General features: G+C 70.0%; 14 protein-coding genes, 1 tRNA gene and 3 pseudogenes. 13 read left to right on the plus strand and 5 right to left on the minus strand.

Annotation, left to right across the window (positions count from 1 at the left end; translation table 11 throughout):
* Positions 1 to 7: 7 nt before the first annotated feature.
* Positions 8 to 81: transfer RNA gene (locus tag ACX28W_RS18080), tRNA-Thr, on the plus strand.
* Positions 82 to 412: 331 nt separating this feature from the next.
* Here ACX28W_RS18080 and ACX28W_RS18085 read toward each other — a convergent pair.
* The gene (locus ACX28W_RS18085) at positions 413 to 562 is read right to left on the minus strand and encodes a hypothetical protein (RefSeq protein WP_458999993.1); all 150 of its coding nucleotides are present in this window, start codon (positions 560 to 562) and stop codon (positions 413 to 415) included.
* On the opposite strand from ACX28W_RS18085, the gene ACX28W_RS18090 reads away from it, so the two are divergent.
* Both ACX28W_RS18090 and ACX28W_RS18095 read left to right on the plus strand, forming a co-directional pair.
* A complete protein-coding gene (locus ACX28W_RS18090) occupies positions 561 to 3,602 on the plus strand; it encodes a type I restriction endonuclease subunit R (RefSeq protein ID WP_458999994.1) in 3,042 nt (1,013 codons plus the stop codon). The two genes, ACX28W_RS18085 and ACX28W_RS18090, sit on opposite strands and share 2 nt — an antisense overlap.
* Before the next feature lie 205 nt (positions 3,603 to 3,807).
* Entirely contained in the window at positions 3,808 to 5,121 is a 1,314-nt protein-coding gene (locus tag ACX28W_RS18095; RefSeq protein WP_458999995.1) for a hypothetical protein, read from the plus strand.
* A gap of 172 nt (positions 5,122 to 5,293) precedes the next feature.
* On the opposite strand, the gene ACX28W_RS18100 is transcribed toward ACX28W_RS18095, so the two are convergent.
* Positions 5,294 to 5,506: a DUF397 domain-containing protein gene (locus ACX28W_RS18100; protein ID WP_168509194.1), complete on the minus strand. Its 213-nt coding sequence runs from the start codon at positions 5,504 to 5,506 to the stop codon at positions 5,294 to 5,296.
* Positions 5,503 to 6,362: pseudogene (locus ACX28W_RS18105) on the minus strand (helix-turn-helix domain-containing protein). The gene ACX28W_RS18100 and the pseudogene ACX28W_RS18105 overlap by 4 nt, the downstream one beginning before the upstream one ends.
* Positions 6,363 to 6,523: 161 nt before the next feature.
* On the opposite strand from ACX28W_RS18105, the pseudogene ACX28W_RS18110 reads away from it, so the two are divergent.
* From ACX28W_RS18110 to ACX28W_RS18130, 5 genes and pseudogenes are all read left to right on the plus strand, one after another.
* Positions 6,524 to 6,996 (plus strand): annotated as a pseudogene (locus ACX28W_RS18110) (ATP-binding protein).
* Positions 6,997 to 7,353: 357 nt separating this feature from the next.
* Positions 7,354 to 7,638 carry a YciI family protein gene (locus ACX28W_RS18115; protein WP_459000062.1) on the plus strand — a complete coding sequence of 95 codons (285 nt, stop codon included), beginning with the start codon at positions 7,354 to 7,356 and terminating at the stop codon, positions 7,636 to 7,638.
* A gap of 286 nt (positions 7,639 to 7,924) precedes the next feature.
* Entirely contained in the window at positions 7,925 to 9,511 is a 1,587-nt protein-coding gene (locus ACX28W_RS18120) for a serine/threonine-protein kinase (RefSeq protein ID WP_458999996.1), read from the plus strand.
* Between the two features lie 175 nt (positions 9,512 to 9,686).
* The gene (locus ACX28W_RS18125) at positions 9,687 to 11,804 is read left to right on the plus strand and encodes a hypothetical protein (RefSeq protein ID WP_458999997.1); all 2,118 of its coding nucleotides are present in this window, start codon (positions 9,687 to 9,689) and stop codon (positions 11,802 to 11,804) included.
* 34 nt (positions 11,805 to 11,838) lie between these two features.
* On the plus strand, positions 11,839 to 12,483 hold the full coding sequence (locus ACX28W_RS18130; RefSeq protein WP_458999998.1) for a LysR substrate-binding domain-containing protein: 645 nt from the start codon (positions 11,839 to 11,841) through the stop codon (positions 12,481 to 12,483).
* A 76-nt stretch (positions 12,484 to 12,559) separates the two neighbouring features.
* Here the strand turns inward: ACX28W_RS18130 and ACX28W_RS18135 are convergent, their stop codons facing one another.
* Positions 12,560 to 12,871 carry an NIPSNAP family protein gene (locus tag ACX28W_RS18135; protein ID WP_458999999.1) on the minus strand — a complete coding sequence of 104 codons (312 nt, stop codon included), beginning with the start codon at positions 12,869 to 12,871 and terminating at the stop codon, positions 12,560 to 12,562.
* Between the two features lie 324 nt (positions 12,872 to 13,195).
* Here ACX28W_RS18135 and ACX28W_RS18140 point away from each other — a divergent pair.
* Positions 13,196 to 14,299, plus strand: a pseudogene (locus ACX28W_RS18140) (CapA family protein); the annotation flags it as partial.
* Between the two features lie 210 nt (positions 14,300 to 14,509).
* On the plus strand, positions 14,510 to 15,838 hold the full coding sequence (locus ACX28W_RS18145; RefSeq protein WP_459000063.1) for a phosphoribosyltransferase family protein: 1,329 nt from the start codon (positions 14,510 to 14,512) through the stop codon (positions 15,836 to 15,838).
* Between the two features lie 245 nt (positions 15,839 to 16,083).
* Here the strand turns inward: ACX28W_RS18145 and ACX28W_RS18150 are convergent, their stop codons facing one another.
* Positions 16,084 to 17,547 carry an MFS transporter gene (locus ACX28W_RS18150; RefSeq protein WP_459000000.1) on the minus strand — a complete coding sequence of 488 codons (1,464 nt, stop codon included), beginning with the start codon at positions 17,545 to 17,547 and terminating at the stop codon, positions 16,084 to 16,086.
* A gap of 264 nt (positions 17,548 to 17,811) precedes the next feature.
* On the opposite strand from ACX28W_RS18150, the gene ACX28W_RS18155 reads away from it, so the two are divergent.
* The 3 genes from ACX28W_RS18155 (at position 17,812) to ACX28W_RS18165 (ending at position 23,208) form a co-directional block, all read left to right on the plus strand.
* Positions 17,812 to 18,231 carry a MarR family winged helix-turn-helix transcriptional regulator gene (locus ACX28W_RS18155; protein WP_459000064.1) on the plus strand — a complete coding sequence of 140 codons (420 nt, stop codon included), beginning with the start codon at positions 17,812 to 17,814 and terminating at the stop codon, positions 18,229 to 18,231.
* A gap of 385 nt (positions 18,232 to 18,616) precedes the next feature.
* Positions 18,617 to 19,516, plus strand: a complete 900-nt coding sequence (locus tag ACX28W_RS18160; protein WP_459000001.1) for a glycosyltransferase family 2 protein — start codon at positions 18,617 to 18,619, stop codon at positions 19,514 to 19,516.
* Between the two features lie 290 nt (positions 19,517 to 19,806).
* The gene (locus ACX28W_RS18165) at positions 19,807 to 23,208 is read left to right on the plus strand and encodes an AfsR/SARP family transcriptional regulator (protein WP_459000002.1); all 3,402 of its coding nucleotides are present in this window, start codon (positions 19,807 to 19,809) and stop codon (positions 23,206 to 23,208) included.
* The last annotated feature ends 81 nt before the right edge of the window (positions 23,209 to 23,289 follow it).

Raw genomic sequence — 23,289 nt, forward strand, 5'->3', positions numbered from 1 at the left:
ACAGCGCGCCGCCTTAGCTCAGATGGCCAGAGCAACGCACTCGTAATGCGTAGGTCTCGGGTTCGAATCCCGAAGGCGGCTCTGTGGAAGCCTCAGGACTCACTCGCCGTGACCTGGGGCTTTTGCTTTTCTCGATCAGTTCGTGGTCTACACCACACGCCTGATTCGGCTCCGAGGGCATTCGTTTGCGTGGTAGAGATTTCCGATGTGGCTGTGATCCCAGCCGCGCATCACCCCGCGCAGGCGAAAGCGCGCTACCGCCGTGGGGTCGGTGACGGTGGCGAGTCCGTCGAGGCGAACGAGGCCGTGCGGACACCGACTTCGCCACTGCCGCGCAGGGTGCGCAAAGGGGTCGGTAATCCGGTGCTGCGCCCACGCGCCCATGTGACCTGCAGGTCAGCGCCAAGGCCGGTCAGGGCGCGGGGTCGGTCTTGGCGGTGTCGTCGACGTTGGTCAGGCAGGCTTTCATGAAGGCGTCGCGGTGGATGGTGCCGCCGGTGGGCTCCTGGGAGATCTGGGCGTACTCCTGCGAGCAGGTGCTGTCGCTCGCGGTGTAGGTCATGCTGCCGTCGTCGACGTACACGCCCCCCGGCCCGAACGAGGCGCAGCGCGGGTTCGCTGGCCGCCTGGACCAGGCCATCGCCACCAACGGGCTCCTCGATGTCCTCCGCAACGGCGTCAAGGACCGGGGCGTCCTCCTCCGCGTCGCGTACTTCAAGCCGAACCTCGTCGCCCACGACTCCGTGCTCGACGGATACCGGGCCAACCGCCTCACCGTCGTCCGCGAACTCGAGTACGCGACGAAGCAGGCCGACTGGGGCAATCGGCTCGACCTCACCCTCTTCCTCAACGGAATCCCGGTTGCCACGGCCGAGTTGAAGAACCCCCTGACCAAGCAGGGGGTGGAGCAGGCCAAGGAGCAGTACCGCACCGACCGGGACCCCACCGAGCTGATCTTCACGCGTCGCGTCGTCGCGAACTTCGCCGTGGACCCGGACCTGGTCTTTGTCGCCACCCAGCTCAAGGGCAAGAACACCCGCTTCCTCCCTTTCAACACCGGCTCCAACGGACCCGGTCAGCCAGGCGGCGCCGGAAACCCGGCCCCCACCGCCTTCGGCACGTACGCGACCTCCTACCTCTGGGCGCAGGTCTGGCAGCCGGACAACTGGCTGGACCTGCTCCAGCGGTTCGTGCACCTGCACAAGAGCAAGACGCCCGGCGGCGGCACGACGAAGACGATGGTCTTCCCGCGGTTCCAGCAGTGGGACGCGGTCAAGAAGCTCACCACGCACGCCGCCACACACGGCGCGGGCTACGACTACCTGGTCATGGCCTCGGCCGGCTCGGGCAAGTCGAACACCATCGGCTGGCTCGCGCACCGCCTCAGCGACCTGCACACCCCCACCGACCCCAGCGCACTCGACCCCGAGGCCGTGGCCAAGGGACTCAAGCCGGGCGTGCCGGTCTTCGACAAGGTCATCGTCATCACCGACCGCCGCAACCTGGACGCGCAACTCCGGGAAACGGTCGGCAATTTCGAGCAGACCGCGGGCCTGGTCGTGAAGATCGACGAGAAGCACGGGGCGAAGGGCGAGCAGCTCGCCAAGGCCCTCTCCCGCGACACCGGGAAGATCGTCACCGTCACGCTGCACTCCTTCCCGGCGCTGCTGGACTACCTCCAGCGCAACCCGACCGAGATCCAGGGCAGCCGTTTCGCGATCATCGTGGACGAGGCGCACTCCTCGCAGTCCGGCGACGCCGCCACCGCCGTACGGTCCGCTCTGCGTGACCTCGGCCTGGATTCCGACTCGGACGACGCGGGCGCGACCACGGTCAAGGCTCCGGCCGCCGCCACTCTCGACGAGCAGCTCAAGAAGCGTGCCGAGCAGCGTTCCCGCGCCGCGAACCTCTCCTACTTCGCGTTCACCGCCACGCCGAAGGCCAAGACCCTCGAACTCTTCGGCACGCTCCAGGACATCGACGGCAAGGCGACCTACCGGCCCTTCCACACGTACTCGATGCGGCAGGCGATCGAGGAGGGCTTCATCCTCGACCCGCTGCGGAACTACGTCACGTACAACACGTACTGGAAGCTGGTGAACCAGAACCCCGACGAGCGGGAGGTCGACCCGTCGAAGGCGAACGGCCTGCTCGCCCGGTACGCGCTGACCCATGACTCGACGGTCGCCCAGCACGCGCAGGTGATCGTGGAGCACTTCGTGGCGCACAGCCGGGGCCGTCTCGGCGGGCGGGCCAAGTCGATGGTGGTGACCGCCTCGCGGCAGTCCGCCGTACAGATGGCGCGCGCCATCAAGAGCTACATCAAGGACCGGGACTACGACACCAAGTACCCCGACCTGGGCGTCCTCGTCGCCTTCTCCGGCTCGCTCACCGTCGACGGCGAGGAGACCACCGAGCCGAAGGAGAACGGCGGGCTGTCGGAGAGCGCGCTGCCGAAGGCGTTCGCGTACACGCGCGCCGACGACAAGGCCGCCCGAGCCGGCGGCGCCGGCCAGCGCGAGTACAGGATCCTGGTCGTGGCGGAGAAGTACCAGACCGGGTTCGACCAGCCGCTCCTGACGACGATGTACGTCAACAAGTCGCTTACCGGCATTTCCGCCGTCCAGACCCTGTCCCGGCTGAACCGGACCGCCGAGCGCAAGACCCAGGCCGACCTGGCCGTACTGGACTTCGTCAACGACGCCGACGACATACAGGACTCCTTCCGCCCGTACTTCGAGGAGGCGATGACCCTCCCCTCCGACCCCAACCTGCTCTACACCGCGCAGAGCCGGGTCATGCAGGCGCCGATCCTGTCCGGGCAGGAGATGGACGAGTTCGCCGCCGCGTACTTCGCCGCCAAGGAGAAGGCGGCAGGCTCACAGTCCAAGTGGGAGAAGCTGCACGCCGAGTTGTACCGGCTGCTCTCCCCTGCCGTCGCCCGCTTCACGCCCCTGCTCGAAAGCGACGACGAGGACGACCAGGAGACGGCGGAGGGCTTCCGCGCCGACCTCAACGACTACGTCAGGAAGTACGGCTTCCTCGCGCAGATCGTCCCCTACCGGGATGCCGAGCTGGAGCGGTTGCACCTCTACGGCCGCTACCTCCTCAACCGCCTGCCGCGCCGCGCGGACGGCGGCGTGGACATAGGCGAGATCGACCTCAGCCACATGCGGGTGGAGAAGACCGGCGAGTACGACGTCTCCCTCACTGCCGAGGGTCCGACGACGATGCAGGGCTTCGGCGACGGCTCGGGCGGCGCGAAGGAAGCGGAGAAGTCGCTGCTCTCGCAGCTGATCGACAAGTTCAACGAACGCTTCGGCACCGAGTTCACCGAGCAGGACGTCATCCGCCCGTTCGAGGAGGCCAAGGCCGACCCGAAGGTGCGGGCGGCGGCCGTCGTCAACGACGAGGACAACTTCGGGCTCGTCTTCGACAACGTCTTCGCGGACAAGATGGCCGACCACATCGACACCATCGCGGGCATGGGCCGCCAGTACTTCGGCCCCGACAAGGGCTTCAAGTCCAGCCTGGACCGCAGCGCCCGCAAGGCCGCCTGGCGGATGATCCGCCGCGAGGAGGGCCTCGACGACGACGTCTGAGGCGTAAGCCCCGGCTGGACATGCTGACCGGGGCACCCCTTGGCCTCGATTCGTCTGCGGCCTGACACCTGTGGTTGATGTGGCGGGATTTGTCCGGATGATCGTCGGTTCGCCGGCAGGCAGCGCCCGTAAACGAATGCACGAGGTTCATGCCGTTCTTGTCCGATGTAAGCCATAGGTTGTTGTGGGAAAAGAGGGGGAGACGATGACTGACGACCGCAGGGCACTCGTTCCGGTGTGGACGCTGGCGACCGGTGACGTCCGGGTGCCCGCATTGGCCGGAGACGAGCCGATGACGGCTGAGCGCCTGGCTGAACTGCGCGGTGTGCTGGCCGCCCTGGCCGACGCGCCGATTGCCACGCTGGAGGTGCATCCGCTGCCCGCCAAGCTCGACCGCAACCGAGGCATCCCGCTCGATGCCGCGAGTCCCCTGGCGCAGCACCTGTCACAGTTCATCACGCAATCGACGCGAAGTTCCCTTACGGCGGCCAGGGCGACCGCTGCCGGCGAAAACCTGTATCGCATGGTGGTTCCGGCGAAGGTTGCTGCCCAGTTCGGTCAGGGCATGGTTCGCCCGATGGCGTCGAAGGCGGCAGCCGGTGGCATCCACAGTGCACTCATGAACTCGACGGGCATCGCCGCCAATGCGACGTTCGTGCCAGTCGGTAAAGCGGCCGCAGCAGGCGCAGTCGGTGGAGCCGGTGCAACAGCAGGCGTCGCGGCCACCGGCAGCGCGGCGCTCACCGTGGCCGCGCCGCTCGTGCTCATGGCCGTAGCGGTGGGGGTAAGCGCGCATGCCGACTACAAGCGCCAGCAGGCTATCGAACACATCACAGAACTGCTGGAGCAACTGCACGAGCAGAAGCTCGAAGACGAGCACAGCGAACTCGACGGCTGCCGCGATGCCATCGACAAAGCCACCGCCATTCTGCTCGACCAGGGCAAACTCGGTATCTCGCTAGGACTGGACTCGGCGGTACATGCCATCAACACGGCTCTTGGCGCCGCTGACCGCCGCCTTGCCCGGTGGCAGACCGCACTCGACAAGCTGCCCGACGACAAGCCCGTCGAGATCAGCACGCTGACCAAGTCGTTCCCCGGCGTCGACGAGCATGGCGGCACGTTCCGCGCCCACCTCGAACTCGCCGCCTTGGCCATTGCGCTGAAGCGGCGGGTCGTCGTCCTGCAGGCGGTCGAGCATGCCCAGGACAACCCTGACAACATGTTCGAGAACTTCACCCGCGAGCTCAAGCGCGACCAACAGCGCCTCGACGAGCTGGAGTCGAGCATCGCCGGTGTGCTGGTGCACCTTTCGGCGCTGGAGCTGGCAGGCCCGCAAGGTTTGCGGCCCGTCTTCACGACCGGTGAAGTCGATCGCCTGATGCGCGCGGCAGACCGCATTCGCAAGCTGGGCGACGGCGTCATGGTCAACAGCCGCACGACAGACGTGGCGATCGAGATTGCCCGCAACAAGGACGGCTCGGTGATCGTGTTCCCCGCGCTGCCCATGCAAGCGTAGGCGCACTCTCCTCAGCAAGGACGGCCCCGCATTCCGATCCGCCATGGACGAGCTGCGTACCGTCGAGGACATGGCGACGGGCGGTGTCCGAGTGACGTGTAGGTGGAGTACGACCCCAGACGTGGGCCCAGCCGCCCGAGCGACTGAGCCCACGGGGGGGCGAATATACGGCTCAGACGGCCTGGTCGGCGGCCAGCCCGACGAACCCGGCCCACGTCTGGGCGGTGACCGTCAGAACCGGTCCGGATCGGACCTTCGAGTCCCGGATGTGTACGGCGTCCACGGCGGCTGCGACCTCTACACACTCGCCACCCCCGCCGCTGCTGTAACTGCTCTTGAACCAGGCCGACTCCGACACAGTCAACTCGGTGCTTCCCAAGGTCATTTCACTCCCAGCAGTTCCTCGATGAAGTCCAGCGACTCACGAGGGGTGAGCGCCTGTGACCGGAGGATGCCATATCGGGCTTCGAGCTCACGGATCTTTCCGGCGCTGGTGTACAGGCGACTGTCGTCCTGGACCTCGGTGTACGCGATTCGTCGCCCTTCGGCGTTGTCGATCAGATTGAAGGGCCCGCCCAGCCCCGCATGGTCCTCTCGGTCGGTGGGCATCACCTGAATCTCCACGTTGCGGTTCTGCCCCACGAGCAGGATCTGCTCCAACTGTTCGCGGAGCGTTGCCAGTCCACCGATCGGCTTGCGCAGCACCACTTCCTCGATGATGAAGCTCAGAAGGGGGCTGGGCGGCGAGTGAAGATTTCCTGCCGCGCCATCCGTGCCGCCAACCGCTGTTCAATGACGTCGTCATCGAGCAGAGGGCGCTGCATCTGGAAGACGGCCTTCGCATACTCCGTTGTCTGCAACAGGCCCGGCACCGCAAGAGCCGCGTACACAGACAGGCCGACCGCGCTCGCCTCCAACCGCGCCATATCCCGGAAGAATGCCGGATACTGTGCCCGCCCCACCTCCTCCTTCAGCGCCTTGAGGACGCCCCCGGCGTCCAGCACCTCGTCCGCGCGGTCGATGAACCTGGGGGAGGGGATCCGTCGGCCCTGCTCGAAGGACGCGATCGACTGGCCCGCGTAGCCCGTGAGCTTCCCGAACTCCGGTCGTTCCAGGCCCGCTCGTATCCGCAGCAGCTTCAACTGCCGCCCGAACGCCGTCACCACACCCGACCCCGGCTCGTCCTCCGGCCTCGGCCCGGCGTCTTCCCGCTCGCCCTCGCCCTGCTCCACCGACTCCATCGGCTCCACCGCCTCCCCGGCCCGGTTCCCCGGCCCAACGCGCCCGCCCCGAGCCGGTCACGCCGCGCGCCTCGTACACCTCCCGCTCCGTCGCGTACAACCGGCACGCGGCGGTGCGTCACCACTGGTCACGCTATGCCACCACGGGGAGCGTTGAGGGCATGAACAATGAGACCGCTCCCCCCGACCGCGTCCCCCGGCCCACCAGCCCCACAGGCCACTTCGCGATGCGCTTCAGCTCCACCCCGCGCGGCGCGCGGCTCGCCCGGCGTCTTGCCGGACAGCGGCTCGACGCGTGGGGCATCCCCTACGACTGCGACACGCACCACGCGCTGACGCTGATCGTCGCCGAGCTCGCAGCCAACGCCGTCCTGCACGGCCGGGTCCCCGGGGCGACTTCCACCTCGCGTTGGCCACCGACGCCACGACCGTACGGATCGAGGTCACCGACACCCGCACCGAAGGCGTACCGGTCGTAGTGACGCCCACGGACCTCCGCGACACCGGCTGCGGCCTGCTTCTGGTGGAGCACCTCGCCGCCCGCTGGGACTGGCACCCGCGCGCTGCCGGCCCCGGCAAGACGGTGTGGGCGGAGTACACCCTGCCGACGGGAAGGTCGCCAACTGTTGATTGATGTACCGTGCAACAGGATTAGCGCCACCAGGAGCACATCCTCCGGCCCAGTCCATCGGCGCCCTGGCCATCTTTGCTGTTGCGAACTGGCGACATGAGCTGTTCCGGCGCCCAGGCCAGCGGGGATCGACACCTACGAGCCAGTTTTGTACGAACACCCATTCCCGTGAGTTGACGCCATTGAACAATCACGGCCATGGACCGGGAAACCTTCCGTCCGTTGTCTGGGACGAGACGACGCGATGGTCGGCGGGGTTCTCCCCGCAGGCTGCTATGGGTGCGGCAACCCGACCGTGCGACACTCCGTACCGTCGAGCAAACGCTCGACCGACATCCCTAGGAGATCCCCGTGCAGTTCATGCTCACCGCCTACGACGGCACCGACGACGGCGCCCTGGACCGCCGCCTCGCGGTCCGCGAGCAGCACATCGCCCTCGCCAAAAAGCTGGTCGCCGAGGGCCACATGGTGTTCGCCGCCGCGATCCTCGACGAGCACGACAAGATGATCGGTTCCATGCTGGTGCTCGACTACCCCACAAGGGCGGAACTCGACGCCTGGCTGGCCGTCGAGCCCTACGTCGTCTCAGGCGTGTGGGAGAACATCGAGGTGAAGCCCGTACGGGTGGCCCCCCGTCCTTCGTAGGCTTCCACAAGTAGCGGCGCCGGACCGTAGCAGCCCGGGCGCGGACTCTCAACCCAGCTCGGCGACCACCGGATAGCGGCCGCGCGTCCCGGGAACACCGGGCACAACGCCCCGGCCCAGCGGCCGTAGGCCGCGCCCGGATCTCCGTAGGCGGACACCCGGACGTCTCAGACGAGGTCAGCTGGCCCCCACGTCCGTATCGCTCCGTCAACCTGGACGGCAGATCGACGCAGCGGTCACACTTGACCCCTGACCGTGACTGTTCTTCACGCACACCGGGGGCAAGGTGCCGCAGGAGGCGATCTCCGACCGTTACGAACTCCTGGAGGAGCTCAGCCACGGCGGCATGGGGGACGTGTGGCGCGGCTACGACGCCGTGCTCGACCGGCCCGTAGCCGTGAAGCTCATCCGGCAGGCGTCGGTCACCTCCCCTCAGCTGGCCGAGGAGTTCGCCAAGCGCTTCCGTCGCGAGGCCCGCATCACCGCGCGCATCCAGCACCCCGGCGTGCCGCAGGTGTATGACGCGGTGCTCGACGCGTCGTACGAGCGGCTGTTCCTGGTGATGGAGCTCGTCGACGGCGTACCGCTGTCCGCCTACCTCGACCCCGGCCGGCCGCTGCCGGTCAGCTGGGCGGCCGCCGTCGCCGCGCAGGTCGCGACCGTGCTGTCGTACGCGCACGACGTGCCGGTCATCCACCGGGACCTCAAGCCGGGCAACATCCTCGTCGCACGCGACGGCACCGTGAAGGTCCTCGACTTCGGCATCGCGGCGATCCTGCGCACCGACGTCACCAAACTGACCGCCACCGGCAGCCCCATCGGCACCCACCAGTACATGTCGCCCGAGCAGGTCCGCGGCGGACGCATCACCCCGCAGACCGATCTGTACGCGCTGGGCTGTGTACTGCACGAACTCCTCAGCGGGCGCCTCGCGTTCGAGGCGGAGAGCGAGTACCTGCTGATGTACCAGCACGTCAACGCCGCCCCCACCCCGCTGCGACGGCTGCGGCCCGACGTCCCCGAGGCGATGGAGGAGCTGGTCCTGCACCTGCTGCGCAAGGCGCCCGAGGCGCGGCCCGCCGACACGCAGGAGGTGTACGCGCGGCTGCTGCCGTTCCTCCCGCCGCCAGGCGGAGAACCCGGTACAGCCGACGCCGGGCCGGTCGGCGCACCCGACCCGACGGGCGTGTTCCGTCACCCTTTCGCGCCCCGCGCCCGCGCCCAGGCCCCCGCACCCGGTGGTTCGACGCCGACAGCCGTCCTCCCGGGGGCCCAGCCGGTGCCCGTCCCCGCCCAGCTGCGCGACGACATCAAGAAGGCGTACGCCCACTCCGACGCCCTGCTGGAGCAGGAGCGGTTCGCGCAGGCCGCCGAGGTGCTCGGCGAGGTTATCGAACCCGCGGCCCTCGCCCTCGGCTCCGAGAGCAAGCAGGTCCTGGCGCTGCGCCGCCAGCGAGCAGCGATCCGCCTCCTCGGCGGCGACTACCGGGCCGCCCTGCCCGAGTTCGACGCCCTCGCCGACGCGTACGCCCGCATCGCCGGACCCACCGGCGAGCAGGCCCGCGCCTGCCGCGCCCAGGCGGCCCGGTGCCGCGCCGAACTCGGCCAGGTCACCGACGCGCTCGCCGCGCTCCAGGGCGTGCTGAACGTCGTGCGGGCCGTCGACAGCGACGTGAGCGAGGAAGCCGTGGAGCTACGGCACAACATCGGGATGCTGCTGCTTGCCCAGGGCCGGGCCGCCGAGGCCCGGCAGGTCCTCGAACCGCTCCACCAGGACATGTGCATGGTGTTCGGACCCGACGACGAGATGACCGTCGAGATCGCCGAGGCACTCGCCGTGATCGGCCTCGGCCTCGACGGATCGGCTTCCTGACCCGCTCCTGCAGAGGCAGCATCGGCCGAAACATGCTGCTCGCGACGAGTTCAGATCTGCGGCTCACCGGTGACGACAACCACGGTCGGTCTCTGCGGCGTCGTTGACCTGAGAGGGATGCGGAGTGATTACCGTGGTTGCCGCGTTGTGCGTGGCCGTTCGGCGCTAGCGTGACGTGGCGAGGAGTACTGCGGAGACGTTGGGCGGGTTCATGCGGATGCGGTTCGAAGCCGGGGCCGAGGAGGAGTGCGAGGCGGCGCGCGCGCTGCTGATCGACCGACTGCTCCGGTGGTCCGGGGAGCAGGGGCTGCCGGTTGACGGGTTTACGGCCGAGGCAGCGCTGGATTACCGGCACCGGGCGACGGCCGACGGTCGCCTCGGGCTGTGGGAGCCGCGTCATGTGCAGGAGCTGCTGCTCCTCTGGCTGCCGCAGACGGTCACCGAACTCCCCGGGGAGGAATGCGGCGACGCCCCGGGCACGCTGCGCACACTGCTGCGCTATCTGCACGCCGTACAGTTGGCGGACCCGCGCGGCCCAGCCCTTCAGGACTCCCTCGCAGCGGTCGACGCGGCCGCGGAGCAGTACCCGGCGGCGATGGCGGATCGCACCCGCTGGGGTTTGGCGAAGTTCTGGGCGATGACCGCCGCCGAGCAGGGCGTGGATGTCCTGGACGGGGCGGCGTTGCAGCGATTCGCGGAGCGGGCGCAGCGCGGGGAGGTCGCCTACGACGAGGACGCCCTCGACGCGATCATGGAACGGCGGGTGACCGGCCGCGCGCTGTCCGGCTCGGCCCGGGCTGAGCCGCAGCTGCCGGTGTCGCTCCCCCCGGACGGCGAATTGCGCCGACGGGCCGAGGCGTCGTCGGTCGCGGCGCAGTTGCGTGGGCTCACCGAGTGGGCGGGGCGCGACGGCCGCGCGGTGACGGCAGCGGGGAGGCTGCGGATGGCCGATGCCCGTGAGCTGGTGGACGTGCTGGGCACTGGCGACAAGGCTGAGGCGGTGCGCTCCTCGGCCGATCTGCCACGGCTCGGGTTGCTGGTGGAGTGGGCGAAGAAGGCGCGGCTGGTCCGGGTGGCCAAGGGGCGGTTGTATGCGGTGGCCAAGGCCCGGCCGCTGCTGGACGACCCGCTTCAGCTGTGGCTGCGCGCGTTCGACGCGTGCTTCGAGCTGCGGCAGGCCCTGATCGGTGCGCGCAGCGGCTGGCATGTGGAGTCGATGCTCTTCGATGTGTACGAGGACGTGCTGGAGGACGTACTGAACACGCTCTACAGCCTGCCGTACCCGATGCCTTGGCCGCGGCTGCGTGACTCCGTACAGCTGGGCTACCGGGCCCAGTTTCAGCTGGACGGCGGGTCGGACGCCGCGCACCGGATGTGGTTCGAGCACGCGGACCGGGACCTGCGCGCGGCGCTCGACGTGCTGGTGGACCTGGGCGCGATCGAGCGTGATCGGGGGATGGCCGATCCGGTGTTCCTCGATGTCGACCTCTCCGACGCCGGAGACGAACCGCCCGCGGACATGCCGCCCGAGCTTGCGGAGCTGCTGGGTGTCGCGGAGGCGGCAGTGGATCCGGCGGCGCAGGAGCGTGCCCGTGCCCAGCGTGAGGAGCTGATCGCCGGGCCGGTCGAGCTCATCCGTCTCACTGAGCTGGGCACCCGGGCCGTACGGCAGCGGCTGCTGGCGGCCGGCCGGGACGCACCGCTGGTCGGCGAGCTGGCCCATGCACCGGCGGCCGGCCTGCTGGGGGTGCTGGCCGACGACTACGACCCGGACGCCGCCCGCGCGGAGCTGGTCGGCTGGATTTCGGCCCGCGGCGAGCGGGATGCCGCGCTACGGCAACTCGTCGAAGCCGTAAGGGCCATGCCTTTCCGTGTGCGTGCGCAGGCGATGCTCGCCGTACTTCCGGAGGCGTTGCCGGACGGCGAGGGCGAACGGCTGCTGCGCCGATTGCGCGGCGATGCCCAGCTCGCGCCGCTCGCGCTGAGCGAACTGACGCACCGTGAACTGCTGTCTCCCGAGGACATGACCGATGCCGAGCATCTGCTGGTGCTCGCCGAGAGCCTGCTCCAGCTCGTGGAGCTGGTGGGTGGCCGGGACGGCGCCGAGGAAGCGCTGCGTGCCCAGGGCTTCGAGGCCAGGGACGCGATCGCCGCCGCGCTGGACTCCGCGCACCCGGACCGGTCCGGACTCGCCGAGCTCAGGCAACTGGCGGCACGGGCACTGGGTACCCCCGGCGGCGCCCGGAAGTCCCGGCGCCCTGCAGGCAAGAGCGGCCGCAAGCGGCGCCGCTGACCGGAACAACGTCGTCCACCCTCGCAGGCGCCGGGTGAGACCGGCACCGGTACGGAGTCGGACGGCGCTGACCACACTGACCTCGCAGCACCCGCAGCTGACCGTCACCTGTCTTGTCACGGACCAGGCGCAGCTGCGGGAACTTTCGCTCGGAACCGTCGATGTGGTGCTCGGGCAGCGCTATCACCACCTGCCCGAGGCCACACCCCGGGGCATCGATGCCTCCCCGCTGCTCGACGATCCGCTGCTCGTCGTCACCGCGGCAGACCGAGCCGACAAGCGACCCATCGCCCTGCGGGAACTCGCCACCCACACCCTCGCCGTGCCGCCACCGACCACGGACTGCGGACAAGCCATCCTGCACGCCTGCCACCAGGCCGGCTTCACAGCCAAGGCGCCCTACGTCACCGCCGACATCGCCGCCCAGCTCACCCTCGCACGGGCCGGCCTCGCCACCGCGCTCATTCCCCGGACGGCCATCGACCCGACCACACCCGGAATCCACGCTGTGCCCATCGAGGACCGTCCGATCCAGCGCCTCCTGTTCGCCGCGACGCGTCAGACCGAAACCGCGAACCCCACGACCACCGCTGTCATCGCCGCGCTACGCACAGCTGCTCATCACGGTCAGCCGGGCATTACGGTGAGACACGAAGACCTCCGTGCGGTGAGTTCCTAGACAGCTCCCACCACACCGGAGGTCTTCGCCACGTTCAAGACCCGACCAGTGTCAACAACGCTCGTGATCAATACACCTACGACAAGCCATCGAGTGGCCGGAGGAAGCGGCGCTCATACCGCTTGATACAGCGGGTGCTACGCGCCAGTTCGATCGCATCCTGACACTCCGGGTCGGTCATGCTGTCCGCGCGGTACTGCTCGTACCTGGCGAGGCTGGGAAAGGAGAAGAGGGCGTAGGCAATGTCGCTGTCGCCCTCACTCGGCAGGAAGTAGCCGTGGTGCGTTCCGCCGAAACGGTTGACGAGCCCGACCCAGCGGCGACCGTATTCCTCGAAGTCCTCAAGCTTGTCAGCGTCAATCTCGTACTTCAGATGAATGGTGATCATGCGCACATGATGGCGCGTGACTGTTCGGGTTCGAAGTCAGCCAGGTGATTGCGCAGCATCCACGTCTGCCCGAGGCCGAGGGAGAAGTCAGGGGCGCCTTCCAGCGCATGGTCCAGATGGTGATCCTGCTGGCTGCTGAGAGGCTTGATCTCCTGCGTGTCACCACATGAGACGTGCGCTGAGTCCGGGGCGCAGGTCCTGCAGCGCCGCCGGACCGGAGTGCCGAGCGCCTCGCACCCGCGGGAGCACAACGGCAGGGGCAGCGGGCGGGCCCCTGTTCGCCGCCCGGGAGCAGTACCCGCCGGACCGGCCTAGCCTGGAGGAATGGGCGGTGACCTCGTCACGCTGTTCCTGGCCGGCGATGTGATGCTCGGTCGCGGAGTCGACCAGATCCTTCCGCACCCCGGCGATCCGAAGTTGTCGGAGTCGTACATCAAGGACGCCCGCGCCTATGTGGAGCTGGCCGAGGCGGCGAACGGCGTGATTCCCTCTCCGGTCGATTTCTCCTGGCCCTGGGGCGACGCGCTGGACGTGCTCGCCGCGGCGGCGCCCGACGCCCGGATCCTCAATCTGGAGACCGCCGTCACGCAGAGCGACGAGATCGCGCCCGGCAAAGAGGTCCACTACCGGATGCACCCGGCCAACCTGCCCGCACTGGCCGCCGCCCGTCCGCACGTCTGCGCCCTGGCCAACAACCATGTGCTGGACCACGGCCGCTGCGGGCTGGAGGAGACCCTCGAGGCCCTGGCGGACGCGGGTCTTCGCTCGGCAGGGGCGGGGCGGGACGCCGACGAGGCCCGGCGCCCCGCGATCGTCCCTGTCGCAGGCGGTCGGCGCGTTCTGGTCTTCTCCGTGGGGATGGCCTCCAGCGGCATACCCGGCAGTTGGGCCGCCACGGCACAGCGCAGCGGGGTCGACTTCGTCGCCGAGCCGTCGGACGCCGCCGCGGCCGGGATCTCCGCCCGGCTGCGTCCGGCCAAGCGGCCGGGCGACCTCGTGGTCGTCTCGGTCCACTGGGGCTCCAACTGGGGCTACCTCATCCCGCGTGACCAGATCCGCTTCGGCCATGCGCTCATCGACGGCGGCGCGGACGTCGTGCACGGGCACTCCTCGCACCATCCGCGGCCATTGGAGTCGTACCGGGGAAAGCTCATCACCCACGGCTGCGGCGACCTGATCAACGACTACGAGGGCATCGGCGGCTACGAGGAGTACCGGGACGACCTCCGGCTGCTGTACTTCGTCACCGTGGACCCGGACGACGGCAGGTTCCACGACGTGCGCATCGCTCCGATGCGGTCCCGGCGGATGCGGTTGGAGCGCGCGACGGGCGAGGACTCGCGGTGGGTGCAGGACGTTCTGGGCCGGATCAGCGGGGCCTACGGCTCACGCGTCGAACGGAACCCGGACGACACCCTCACCGTCCGGCCGTCCCCAGGGCCGGCCGCAGGCGTGAGCGGGACCATGCACCCGACGGGGAGCACGGACCGCCCGGCGACGCATACGCCCGACGCGCCGTTGCCGCAGGCAATGGACTCGCCGGGCTCCGGCCTCCGGACCGTCTCCGCAACGGCCACCCAGCGCGCACAACGGACTTCACTCGGGACCCGAGGACCTCACCTCACCCGGGAGGCGACCATGTACTTCACAGATCGAACCGATGCGGGCCGGCGGCTCGCCGCCCAGCTGCACCACCTCAAGGGCCAGGACCTGGTGGTCGTGGGACTTCCTCGCGGCGGAGTCCCGGTCGCCGCGCAGATCGCCGAGGCCCTCGGCGCTCCGCTCGACGTCTGCCTCGTACGCAAGCTGGGGGTGCCCTTCCAGCCGGAGCTGGCCATGGGCGCCATCGGCGAGGAAGGAGTGCGCGTCATCAATGAAGAGGTGATGCGGGCGACGGGTGTGACGGACCGTGATCTGACGGCCGTGGAGGAACACGAGCGCGGCGTCCTGGAGCAGCGCGCCCGCCGCTACCGGGGCGAGCGGCAGCCGGCCCGGTACGAAGGACGGACGGTCCTGGTGGTGGACGACGGTCTCGCGACCGGCTCCACGGCACTGGCGGCCTGCCGGATCGCGCGCGCCCGCGGCGCGTCGCGGATCGTGCTGGCGGTTCCCGTGGCGCCGCACGACTGGTCGGCCCGCCTCGGAGGCGAGGCGGACGAAGGGGTCTGTCTGCACACCCCCCGGCAGTTCTACGCGATCGGTCAGTTCTACGAGGACTTCGGGCAGACGAGCGACGAGGAGGTCACCGCCTGCCTGGAGCACAACCGCGCGGCGCACGCCACGTCCGATGCGCCGCCGGCCGCGGGCAGCGCCTCCCCGGAGCACGATTCTCCGCTCTATGACAGGGAGATCCGGATACCGGCCGGAGATGCCGCGCTCGACGGGCGGCTGACGCTACCCCGCGGCGTCCCCGGGGTCGTCCTCTTCGCCCACGGCAGCGGCAGCAGCAGGAAGAGCCCGCGCAACCGCTTCGTCGCCACCGGGCTGAACCGCGCCGGTCTGGGCACCCTTCTGTTCGATCTGCTCACCGAGGCCGAGGCGGAGAACCGGGACAACGTGTTCGACACGGCGCTGCTCGCCCGCCGCCTGACCCAGGCGACCGAATGGCTGCGTGAGCAGCCCGATACCCAGGGCATGCGGTTCGGTTACTTCGGTGCCAGTACAGGCGCCGCCGCCGCGCTGTGGGCCGCGGCGGCGCCCGCCGCGGACGTCGCGGCCGTCGTCTCCCGCGGAGGCAGGCCGGACCTGGCCGGCCCCAGGCTGCCGGAGGTGAAGGCTCCGACGCTGCTCATCGTCGGGGGCCGCGACCACGTGGTGCTGGACCTCAACCGGCAGGCGGCGGCACGCCTGACCTGCGAGCATCAGCTGGCCGTCGTCCCGGGTGCCACCCATCTCTTCGAGGAACCCGGCACCCTGGAATCGGTCACCGAGCTGGCCACGGACTGGTTCAGCAGGCACCTGGCCTGATCCGGAAGCAACGGCCAGTGCGTCGTTTCCTCTGCCGATCTTGCCTGGTTGGGGGGGGATCGTGGTCGGTATGGAGCTCGGGGAGGTGGAACGGCTTCGGGGTGAGTTGTCGGAATTCGTTGCGGATGTGTCTGCCTCGTTCCCGCAGCGGGATCGGCGCACACGGCGGCGACAGCGCTTGTCATGAGCCGGCCGCGCCGCCCCCGGCTGCCTGCCCCCTCTTACCGGGTGGATGCGCGCGTTGCTCAGGCCTTCGCCTCGACCGCCTCCGGAGCGGTGTCCGGCGTACTGCCGGGCTCAGGCTTGGCCGCCACCGGACGCACCGGGATGAAGAAGGCGACGACCGCCGCCGCGAGGCCCACGCCGGAGCCGATCAGCAGGGCGACGCGGAAGCCGCTCTCGGACGGCAGGGACACGGGGCCGAACTGCGTGGTCATCTGGGCCAGGACCACGGCCATCACGGCGGCCGACACGGAGCTGCCGATCGAGCGCATCAGCGTGTTGAAGCTGTTGGCCGAGGCGGTCGCCGACTGGGGCACCGCGCCCATGATGAGGGCGGGCATCGCGCCGTAGGCGAAGCCGACACCGGTGTTGCAGACGATCGTCACGGCGAGCAGGCCCCACGGGGAACTGGTCCCGATGATCGGCAGCGAGATGCCGTACCCGACGGAGATGATGAGGGCGCCGAGGGCCAGGGTGACCCGGGGGCCCTTGGCGGCGGAGAGCTTGGCGCCGATCGGGGACATCACCATCATCATCAGACCCGCCGGGGCCATCCACAGGCCCATGGCCAGCATCGACTGGCCCAGGCCGTAGCCGGTGGCCTCGGGTAGCTGGAGCAGCTGGGGGATCACCAGGGACTGCGCGTACATCGCGAAGCCGACCAGGATCGAGGCCGCGTTCGTCATCAGCACCTGCGGAGCGGCGGTCACGCGCAGATCGACCAGCGGCTCGGGGGTACGCAGCTCCCACCAGCCCCAGGCCAGCAGGAGGACGATCGCGGCGCCGAGCAGCCCGAGCGTGGTGCCGCTGCCCCAGCCCCAGTCGGCGCCCTTGGAGACGCCGAGGAGCAGGCAGACCAGGGCGATGCCCAGGCCGATCGCGCCGAGCAGGTCGAAGCTGCCCTTGGAGGTGTTCTCGCTGCCCGCGGGCACGAAGAACCAGATCAGCGTGGCGACCGCGAGGGTCAGCGCGGCGACGACCCAGAACAGCACCCGCCAGCTGGCGTTCTCGGCGATCGCGGCGGAGAACGGCAGGCCGAGCGCGCCGCCCACACCCATGGACGCGCTCATCATCGCGATGGACGTGCCCAGCTTCTCCGCCGGTACGACGTCACGCAGAAGGCTGATGCCCAGGGGCACCACGCCCATGCCGAGGCCCTGCAGACCTCGTCCGGCGATCATCGGGAGCACCGAGGAGGACAGGGCGCAGACCACGGAGCCCAGCACCAGCGGGACCAGGGAGACCAGAAGCATGCGCTTCTTGCCGTACATGTCACCGAGGCGGCCGGCGACGGGGGTGATCACGGCCGCCGCCAGGAGTGTGGCGGTGACGACCCACGAGGCGTTCGAGGCACTGGTGTCGAACAGGGTCGGCAGTTCCCCGATCAGTGGCACCACGAGGGTCTGCGTGATCGCGGCCACGATGCCGGCGAAGGCGAGGATGCCGACAACGCCGCCGGAGCGGGCTGCGGGCTGGGAACTGTCCACGGGTACTCCCTGTTGCTCTTCCGGATCACGGCGATATGCATCCTGCACGTCATATGTATGGTGCATGTCTAGTGCATCATACACATCACGGTGGTATATCTGGCGGGAGGTAGCTTTCCGGGATGAGAGCGAGCCAGGAGCCGAAGGATGCCTCGCGTGAACAAGCCAATGGATAGGCCAGTGGATGGGCCAGTAGGCGAGCCGACGGACGAGCCGGCGGGTGAGTCGGCGGTCAGGCCGGTCGAGCTGGTCGAATTCGAGACCATGCTGCTCGGGCGCCACATGCACATGCTCACCCGCTCGCGCGGGGCCGGTGAGCAACGGCTGGACCGCAGTGCGTATGTCCTGCTGAGTCGCATTCAGACGGAAGGGCTGATGTCCATCGGTCAGCTCAGTGAGGCCTTCGGGCTCGACGCCTCCACCCTCAACCGGCAGACCGCCGCCATGCTGCGCACCGGTGTCGTCGAGCGTATGCCCGACCCCGAGGGGGGCATCGCCCGCAAGTTCGCCATCACTGCCGAGGGTGAGCGTCGCCTGGCGGCCCATCGCGCCGAGAACCTGCAGGGCCTGGAGATGATCATGGTCAACTGGAAGCCCGAGGATGTGGCCGAGTTCGCCGGCTATCTCAGCCGCTTCAACCGTGACATCGAGCGCCTCGACGGCCGCCCCTGGCCGCGCGGTTGACGAACCCGGGACGGGTCGGTCGGATACGAAGCGATCGGATACGAGGCGATCGGATACGAAGCGGTCGGATACGAAGCGGTCGACGGCACCGGTGTCGCCGTGCTCGAGCACGCCCTTGAGGCCGTGACCGGCGACGGACTTCTGGCGGGGCCGCCCTTGAGTGGTGTGGTTGCCGGGCACGGCGGTTGAGACGCCAACTTCGCCGCCCACCTCACCAAGGCCCTGCCGGCGGGCATCTCGTTCGACCCCAACGCGTGACGGCCTGAGGACTCCCCCCTACCCCCTCTCGTCCTCGAGAGGGGGGTTTCCGGCGCACTTGAGGAAAACTCCTGGTGAACGACTAGCATCCTGGCCAGAGTTGTCTGCCTGGGATGGAGTGGTGAGCGTGTCGTCGGAGGGGCCTCGGATCGCCGTAGCCGTCGTGACCATGGGGAACCGTCCCGCCGAAGTCGACGCGCTGCTGGCCTCCGTGGCCGAGCAGGACGTCGCGCCGGCGCGGATAGTGATCGTGGGGAACGGCTGCCCGCTGCCCGAGTTCGCCGAGCGGCTGGGGCTGCCCGGTGACGTGACCACCATCGAGGTCGAGGAGAACCTCGGCTGTCCGGGCGGGCGGAATGTGGGCCTGGCAAGACTCGAGGAGTTCGGGGACGTGGACGTCGTCGTCGAACTCGACGACGACGGGCTGCTCGTCGACACGGATGTGCTGCGGAAGGTCCGGGACCTGTTCGCCGCCGATCCGCGCCTCGGCATCGTCGGGTTCCGCATCGCCGACGAGAGCGGGGAGACACAGCGCCGGCACGTGCCTCGCGTCGGGGCGAAGGATCCGATGCGTGGAGGGCCCGTGACCGGGTTCCTCGGGGGCGGGCACGCCTTCTCGACGGCGATGCTCGCGCAGATCGGCGACTGGCCCGCCGAGTTCTTCTTCGCGCACGAGGAGACCGACATGGCCTGGCGGGCCATAGACGCCGGGTGGACTGTGCTCTACGCGCCCGAACTGCTGCTCCAGCACCCGAAGACCTCGCCGGCCCGGCATGCCATCTACCACCGCGTGACCGCCCGCAACCGGGTCTGGCTCACCCGCCGCCGGCTGCCCCTCCCGCTCATACCCGTGCACTTGGGGATCTGGATGCTGCTCACGCTCGTACGGACGCGGTCGTTCGGCGGACTGCGGGCCTGGTTCGGCGGCTTCGCGGAAGGGCTGCGGGAGTCGGGCGGGGAGCGGCGGCCGATGCGGTGGCGGACGGTGTGGCGGCTCACCCGGCTCGGAAGGCCACCGGTCGTCTGAGACGGGGGCGGACAAAGGCCCCGGTCGTTCACCTCCGACGACCGGGGCCCCTATGACCCCGGATCCGGCCACGGCGGCGACACTCCCCCGAGTTACGCGTCATACGCGCGCGCCGTCGGGCCAGATCCGATGCAGTGATCCCATCAGGCCGCGCCAACGGATCGCTAACATGTGACCAACGGTTCAACAGGAAACCGGGAGTCGGACGGCGCGAAGTCGTCGCAGGAAGGCGCGACGTCGCCACGGGGTGCGGCCGGGGCGGTCGCACGGAAAGGCAGTGGGGCGGCGCTATGCGGTACGGGCTGCGGTTCGGGCTGCTGGGTCCGCCGGTCTTGTACGACGCCGAGGGCGAGGCCCGATCGATCGGCAGCGGCAAGATGCGAGCGCTGCTGGTCGCGCTGCTCCTGGAGCCGGACCGGGTCGTCTCGGTCGACGCGCTCAAGGAAGCGCTGTGGGGCGGGACACCGCCCGCGTCCGCGCAGGCCTCGTTGCAGAACCACGTCACCCGGCTGCGGCGGCTCCTCGACGACCCGGAGCGGCTGCGGGCCGTGCCGCCGGGATACCTCCTGCGGGTCGGCGAGGGCGAGTTGGACGTCCGCGTCTTCGAATCCCACGTCACGGCCGCGCGCGCCGCGCATGCCGGACGCGACGGGGTACGGGCGCTGCGCGAGGCCTTGGCGGCGCTCGCGCTGTGGCGCGGTACGCCACTCGGCGGGGTCCCGCCCGAGTTCGGCGGGCACGCGCTCGTCCAGCGCCTCGAGGAGGCCCGGCTGCTCGTCCTGGAGTGGCGATACGAGGCCGAACTGCGGCTCGCGGGTTCGGTCACCGGGGTGTCTGGAGTACGGGAGGTGTCTGGAGCAGACGCTCACACCTCCCAGCGTGCCGGTGAGACGGGGGCCCCGGAAGCCGTCGGCGGTGACGCCCGTACGCCCGCCGTGGCCGCCCAAGACATCGGCTCCGCGCGACTCGCCGTCCTCGCGCCCGAGTTGGCGGCCCTCGTCGCCGAGCACCCGCTGCGAGAGGCGTTCCACCGGCTGCTGATGCTCGTGCTGCACCGCACCGGACGTCAGGCCGAGGCCCTGGCCGTCCACCGCGACCTGCGGGCCCGCCTGATCGAGGAACTCGGCGTCGAGCCGGGACCCCAGGTGCGCGAGGCACACCTGGAGATCTTGAGGGAACGGGAACCCGACACGGCCGACCGCGACAGGACGGACCGCAAGGGGACGAACCCCAACGGGAGGGACCCCGACGGGACGGACCGCGGCAGGACTGACCGTGACAGGACCGACCGTGACAGGACCGACCGCGGCTGGACCGACGGCGGCAGGACCGACCGAGACACGGACGAACCCGACGCGGACGAACCCCACAGGTCCGAGCGCGACGCGGACACCGACCGGCTGGAGCGGTCCACCGCCTTGGCCGAGCCGGAGTCGTCTCCGGCTCCACCCCGACCCGCCCAACTACCGCCCCCACCCGCCCACTTCACCGGCCGAAGCGACGTACGTGAGGAACTCGGCCTGGCCCTGGGCGCGGACCGGCGACCGACGCCCCCCGCTCCGGTGGTGGCCGTCATCAGCGGCATGGCCGGCGTCGGCAAGAGCGCGCTGGCACTCCACGTCGCGCATGGCCTGCGGGAACGTTTCCCCGACGGCCAGTTGTACGTCAACCTGCACGGTGCCACGCCCGGAATGACTCCCCTCACGCCGGGCCAGGCACTCGCCGCGTTGCTGCGCGACCTCAGTACGGAGCCGCGTCGGATCCCCGAACACCCGGACGCGGCGGCTTCGTTGCTCAGGTCGATGCTCGCGCCGACCCGCATCCTGATGGTGCTCGACGACGCCGCGCACGCCGCCCAGGTGCGGCCGCTGCTACCCGCGGGCGCGGGGTGCGCGGTGATCGTGACGAGCCGTTCGCCGCTCACCGCCCTGGACGGCGCGCACCGCTTCCCGCTCGCTCCGCTGTCGGACGAGGACAGCGCGGCACTGCTGCGTGCGGTCTCCGGGCGCGAGGACGGCCTCGACGGCGGGCACCCCCTCGTCGAACTCACCGGTCGGCTCCCGCTCGCCCTCCGTGTGGTCGCGGCCCGCCTCGCCGCCCGCCGCGCGCTCACCCCGGACGCGCTGGCTGGTCAACTGGCAGCCACCGAGGGACGGTTGCACCACCTCGAATACGACGATCTGAGCGTGCGCAGATCACTCGCCGTGGCCCACGACGCGCTGCACGCCTCGGAGCGGGAGGCGGACCGGGACGCCGCACTCGCCCTGCGCAGCATCGGTGCGCTCGATCTCCCCGTGTACGGGGCGCCCCTCCTCGCCCGCCTGTCCGGCACCGACGAACGCCGCGCCGAGGCCGCCCTGGACCGCCTCGTCGACGTCGCCCTCCTGGAGGAGACGGCGTACGGCCGCTACGCACCCCACGACCTCGTCCGTGACTTCGCCCGGGAGATCGCGGGAGCGACGGCCCAAGAGCCGGAAGGACAGCCGGAAGGACAGCTGGGCGGACAACCGGAAGGACAGCTGGGCGGACAACCGGACGGACAGCCGGACGGAGCGTCTGGCGCCGCCCCGGACACCCGCGCGTCCGAACGCGCCCTGCGCTGGTACACCGCTGTCGCCGCCCGCTCCCTCGAAGCGATCGTCGAGCCGGGCCTCGACCGCGAGGACCGCAGCAGGCCCACCGCCTCGCAGCCGCGGGCACACGCGGTGGACCTCGCGGCCACGCCGTCGTTCGGCTCCGCCAAGGAGGCCTTCGCCTGGGGCGAGCTGGAGCTGGAGAACGTGGTGGCGCTGGTGGAGCGGTACGCGCAGGTGTCCGCGTACGTTCCCGTGCTGGTGCGGCTGCTCAACCCGTACCTCCAACGCAGCGGCCGGGTCGCCGAGTCGGAGGTGCTCCAGCGGCTGGCGCTGGGCGCGGCGCGGCGGCTGGGGGACGAGGCCGCCGCGGCGTACGCGCTCGGGGACCTCGCGGGCCTGCACTACATGACGGGTCGTGCGAGCGAGGCGCTCCCGCTGAACGACGAGGCGCTGGCGATCTGGCGGCGGCTCGGGGTGCTGTCGTGGGTGCGGCGCGGCCTGAACAACCGCGGCATGCTCCTCGAAGGGCTCGGGCGCCACGCCGAGTCCAGCGAAGCGCTGCTGCAGAGCCTCGAACTCTCCCGGGAGTTGGGGGACCTGCACACGGAGGCCATCACCTACAGCAACCTCGGCAATCTGTACGAGCACACGGACCCCCGGGCCGCCATCGACCATCACAAGCGCAGCCTCGCGATCGGCGACGCGATGGACGACGTGATCATCCGGCACTCCGCGCACTGCAACATCGGCTACGCCCACCTCACCCTCGGCGAACCGGCCGCCGCCCTGCCGCACTTCGAGGAGAGTCTGCGCATCCTCGGCGGCCACGGCGACTGGCACGGGGAGTCGCAGACGCGGCTCGGGCTGGTGCGTGCCCTGCGCGGGGTGGGGGACTCCGAGCGGGCCGCGCGCGAGTGCGATCTGCTGGTGTGCCGTGCCGACCGCCGCGCCGACCGGTACACGGGAGGGCTCGCCCGGCACCAGCGGGGGCTGCTGCTCCGGACGCGGGGGGATGTCGAAGGGGCGTACGAGCAGTGGAAGCGGGCTCTGGAGGCGCTGGACGGGACGGACACCCCCGTGGTGGGGGAGCTGACGGAACTCCTGCGAGGCATCTAGGGCCTGTCCGGCGGATCAGGTCGCAGGGAAGCAACGGCACCTCATAGGTGCAGGTGAGCGGGGCTTGGTGCGTTCAGCTGC

This window comes from Streptomyces sp. SD15, from assembly GCF_054462255.1.

Coding starts and splice junctions, on each gene's coding strand:
- ACX28W_RS18115 (WP_459000062.1), top strand. CDS start 7,354: ATGCTCACCGCCTACGACGGCACCGACGACGGCGCCCTGGACCGCCGC.
- ACX28W_RS18165 (WP_459000002.1), top strand. CDS start 19,807: ATGCGGTACGGGCTGCGGTTCGGGCTGCTGGGTCCGCCGGTCTTGTAC.
- ACX28W_RS18145 (WP_459000063.1), top strand. CDS start 14,510: ATGTACTTCACAGATCGAACCGATGCGGGCCGGCGGCTCGCCGCCCAG.
- ACX28W_RS18095 (WP_458999995.1), top strand. CDS start 3,808: ATGACTGACGACCGCAGGGCACTCGTTCCGGTGTGGACGCTGGCGACC.
- ACX28W_RS18085 (WP_458999993.1), bottom strand. CDS start 562: ATGACCTACACCGCGAGCGACAGCACCTGCTCGCAGGAGTACGCCCAG.
- ACX28W_RS18135 (WP_458999999.1), bottom strand. CDS start 12,871: ATGATCACCATTCATCTGAAGTACGAGATTGACGCTGACAAGCTTGAG.
- ACX28W_RS18100 (WP_168509194.1), bottom strand. CDS start 5,506: ATGACCTTGGGAAGCACCGAGTTGACTGTGTCGGAGTCGGCCTGGTTC.
- ACX28W_RS18155 (WP_459000064.1), top strand. CDS start 17,812: ATGCTGCTCGGGCGCCACATGCACATGCTCACCCGCTCGCGCGGGGCC.
- ACX28W_RS18090 (WP_458999994.1), top strand. CDS start 561: ATGCTGCCGTCGTCGACGTACACGCCCCCCGGCCCGAACGAGGCGCAG.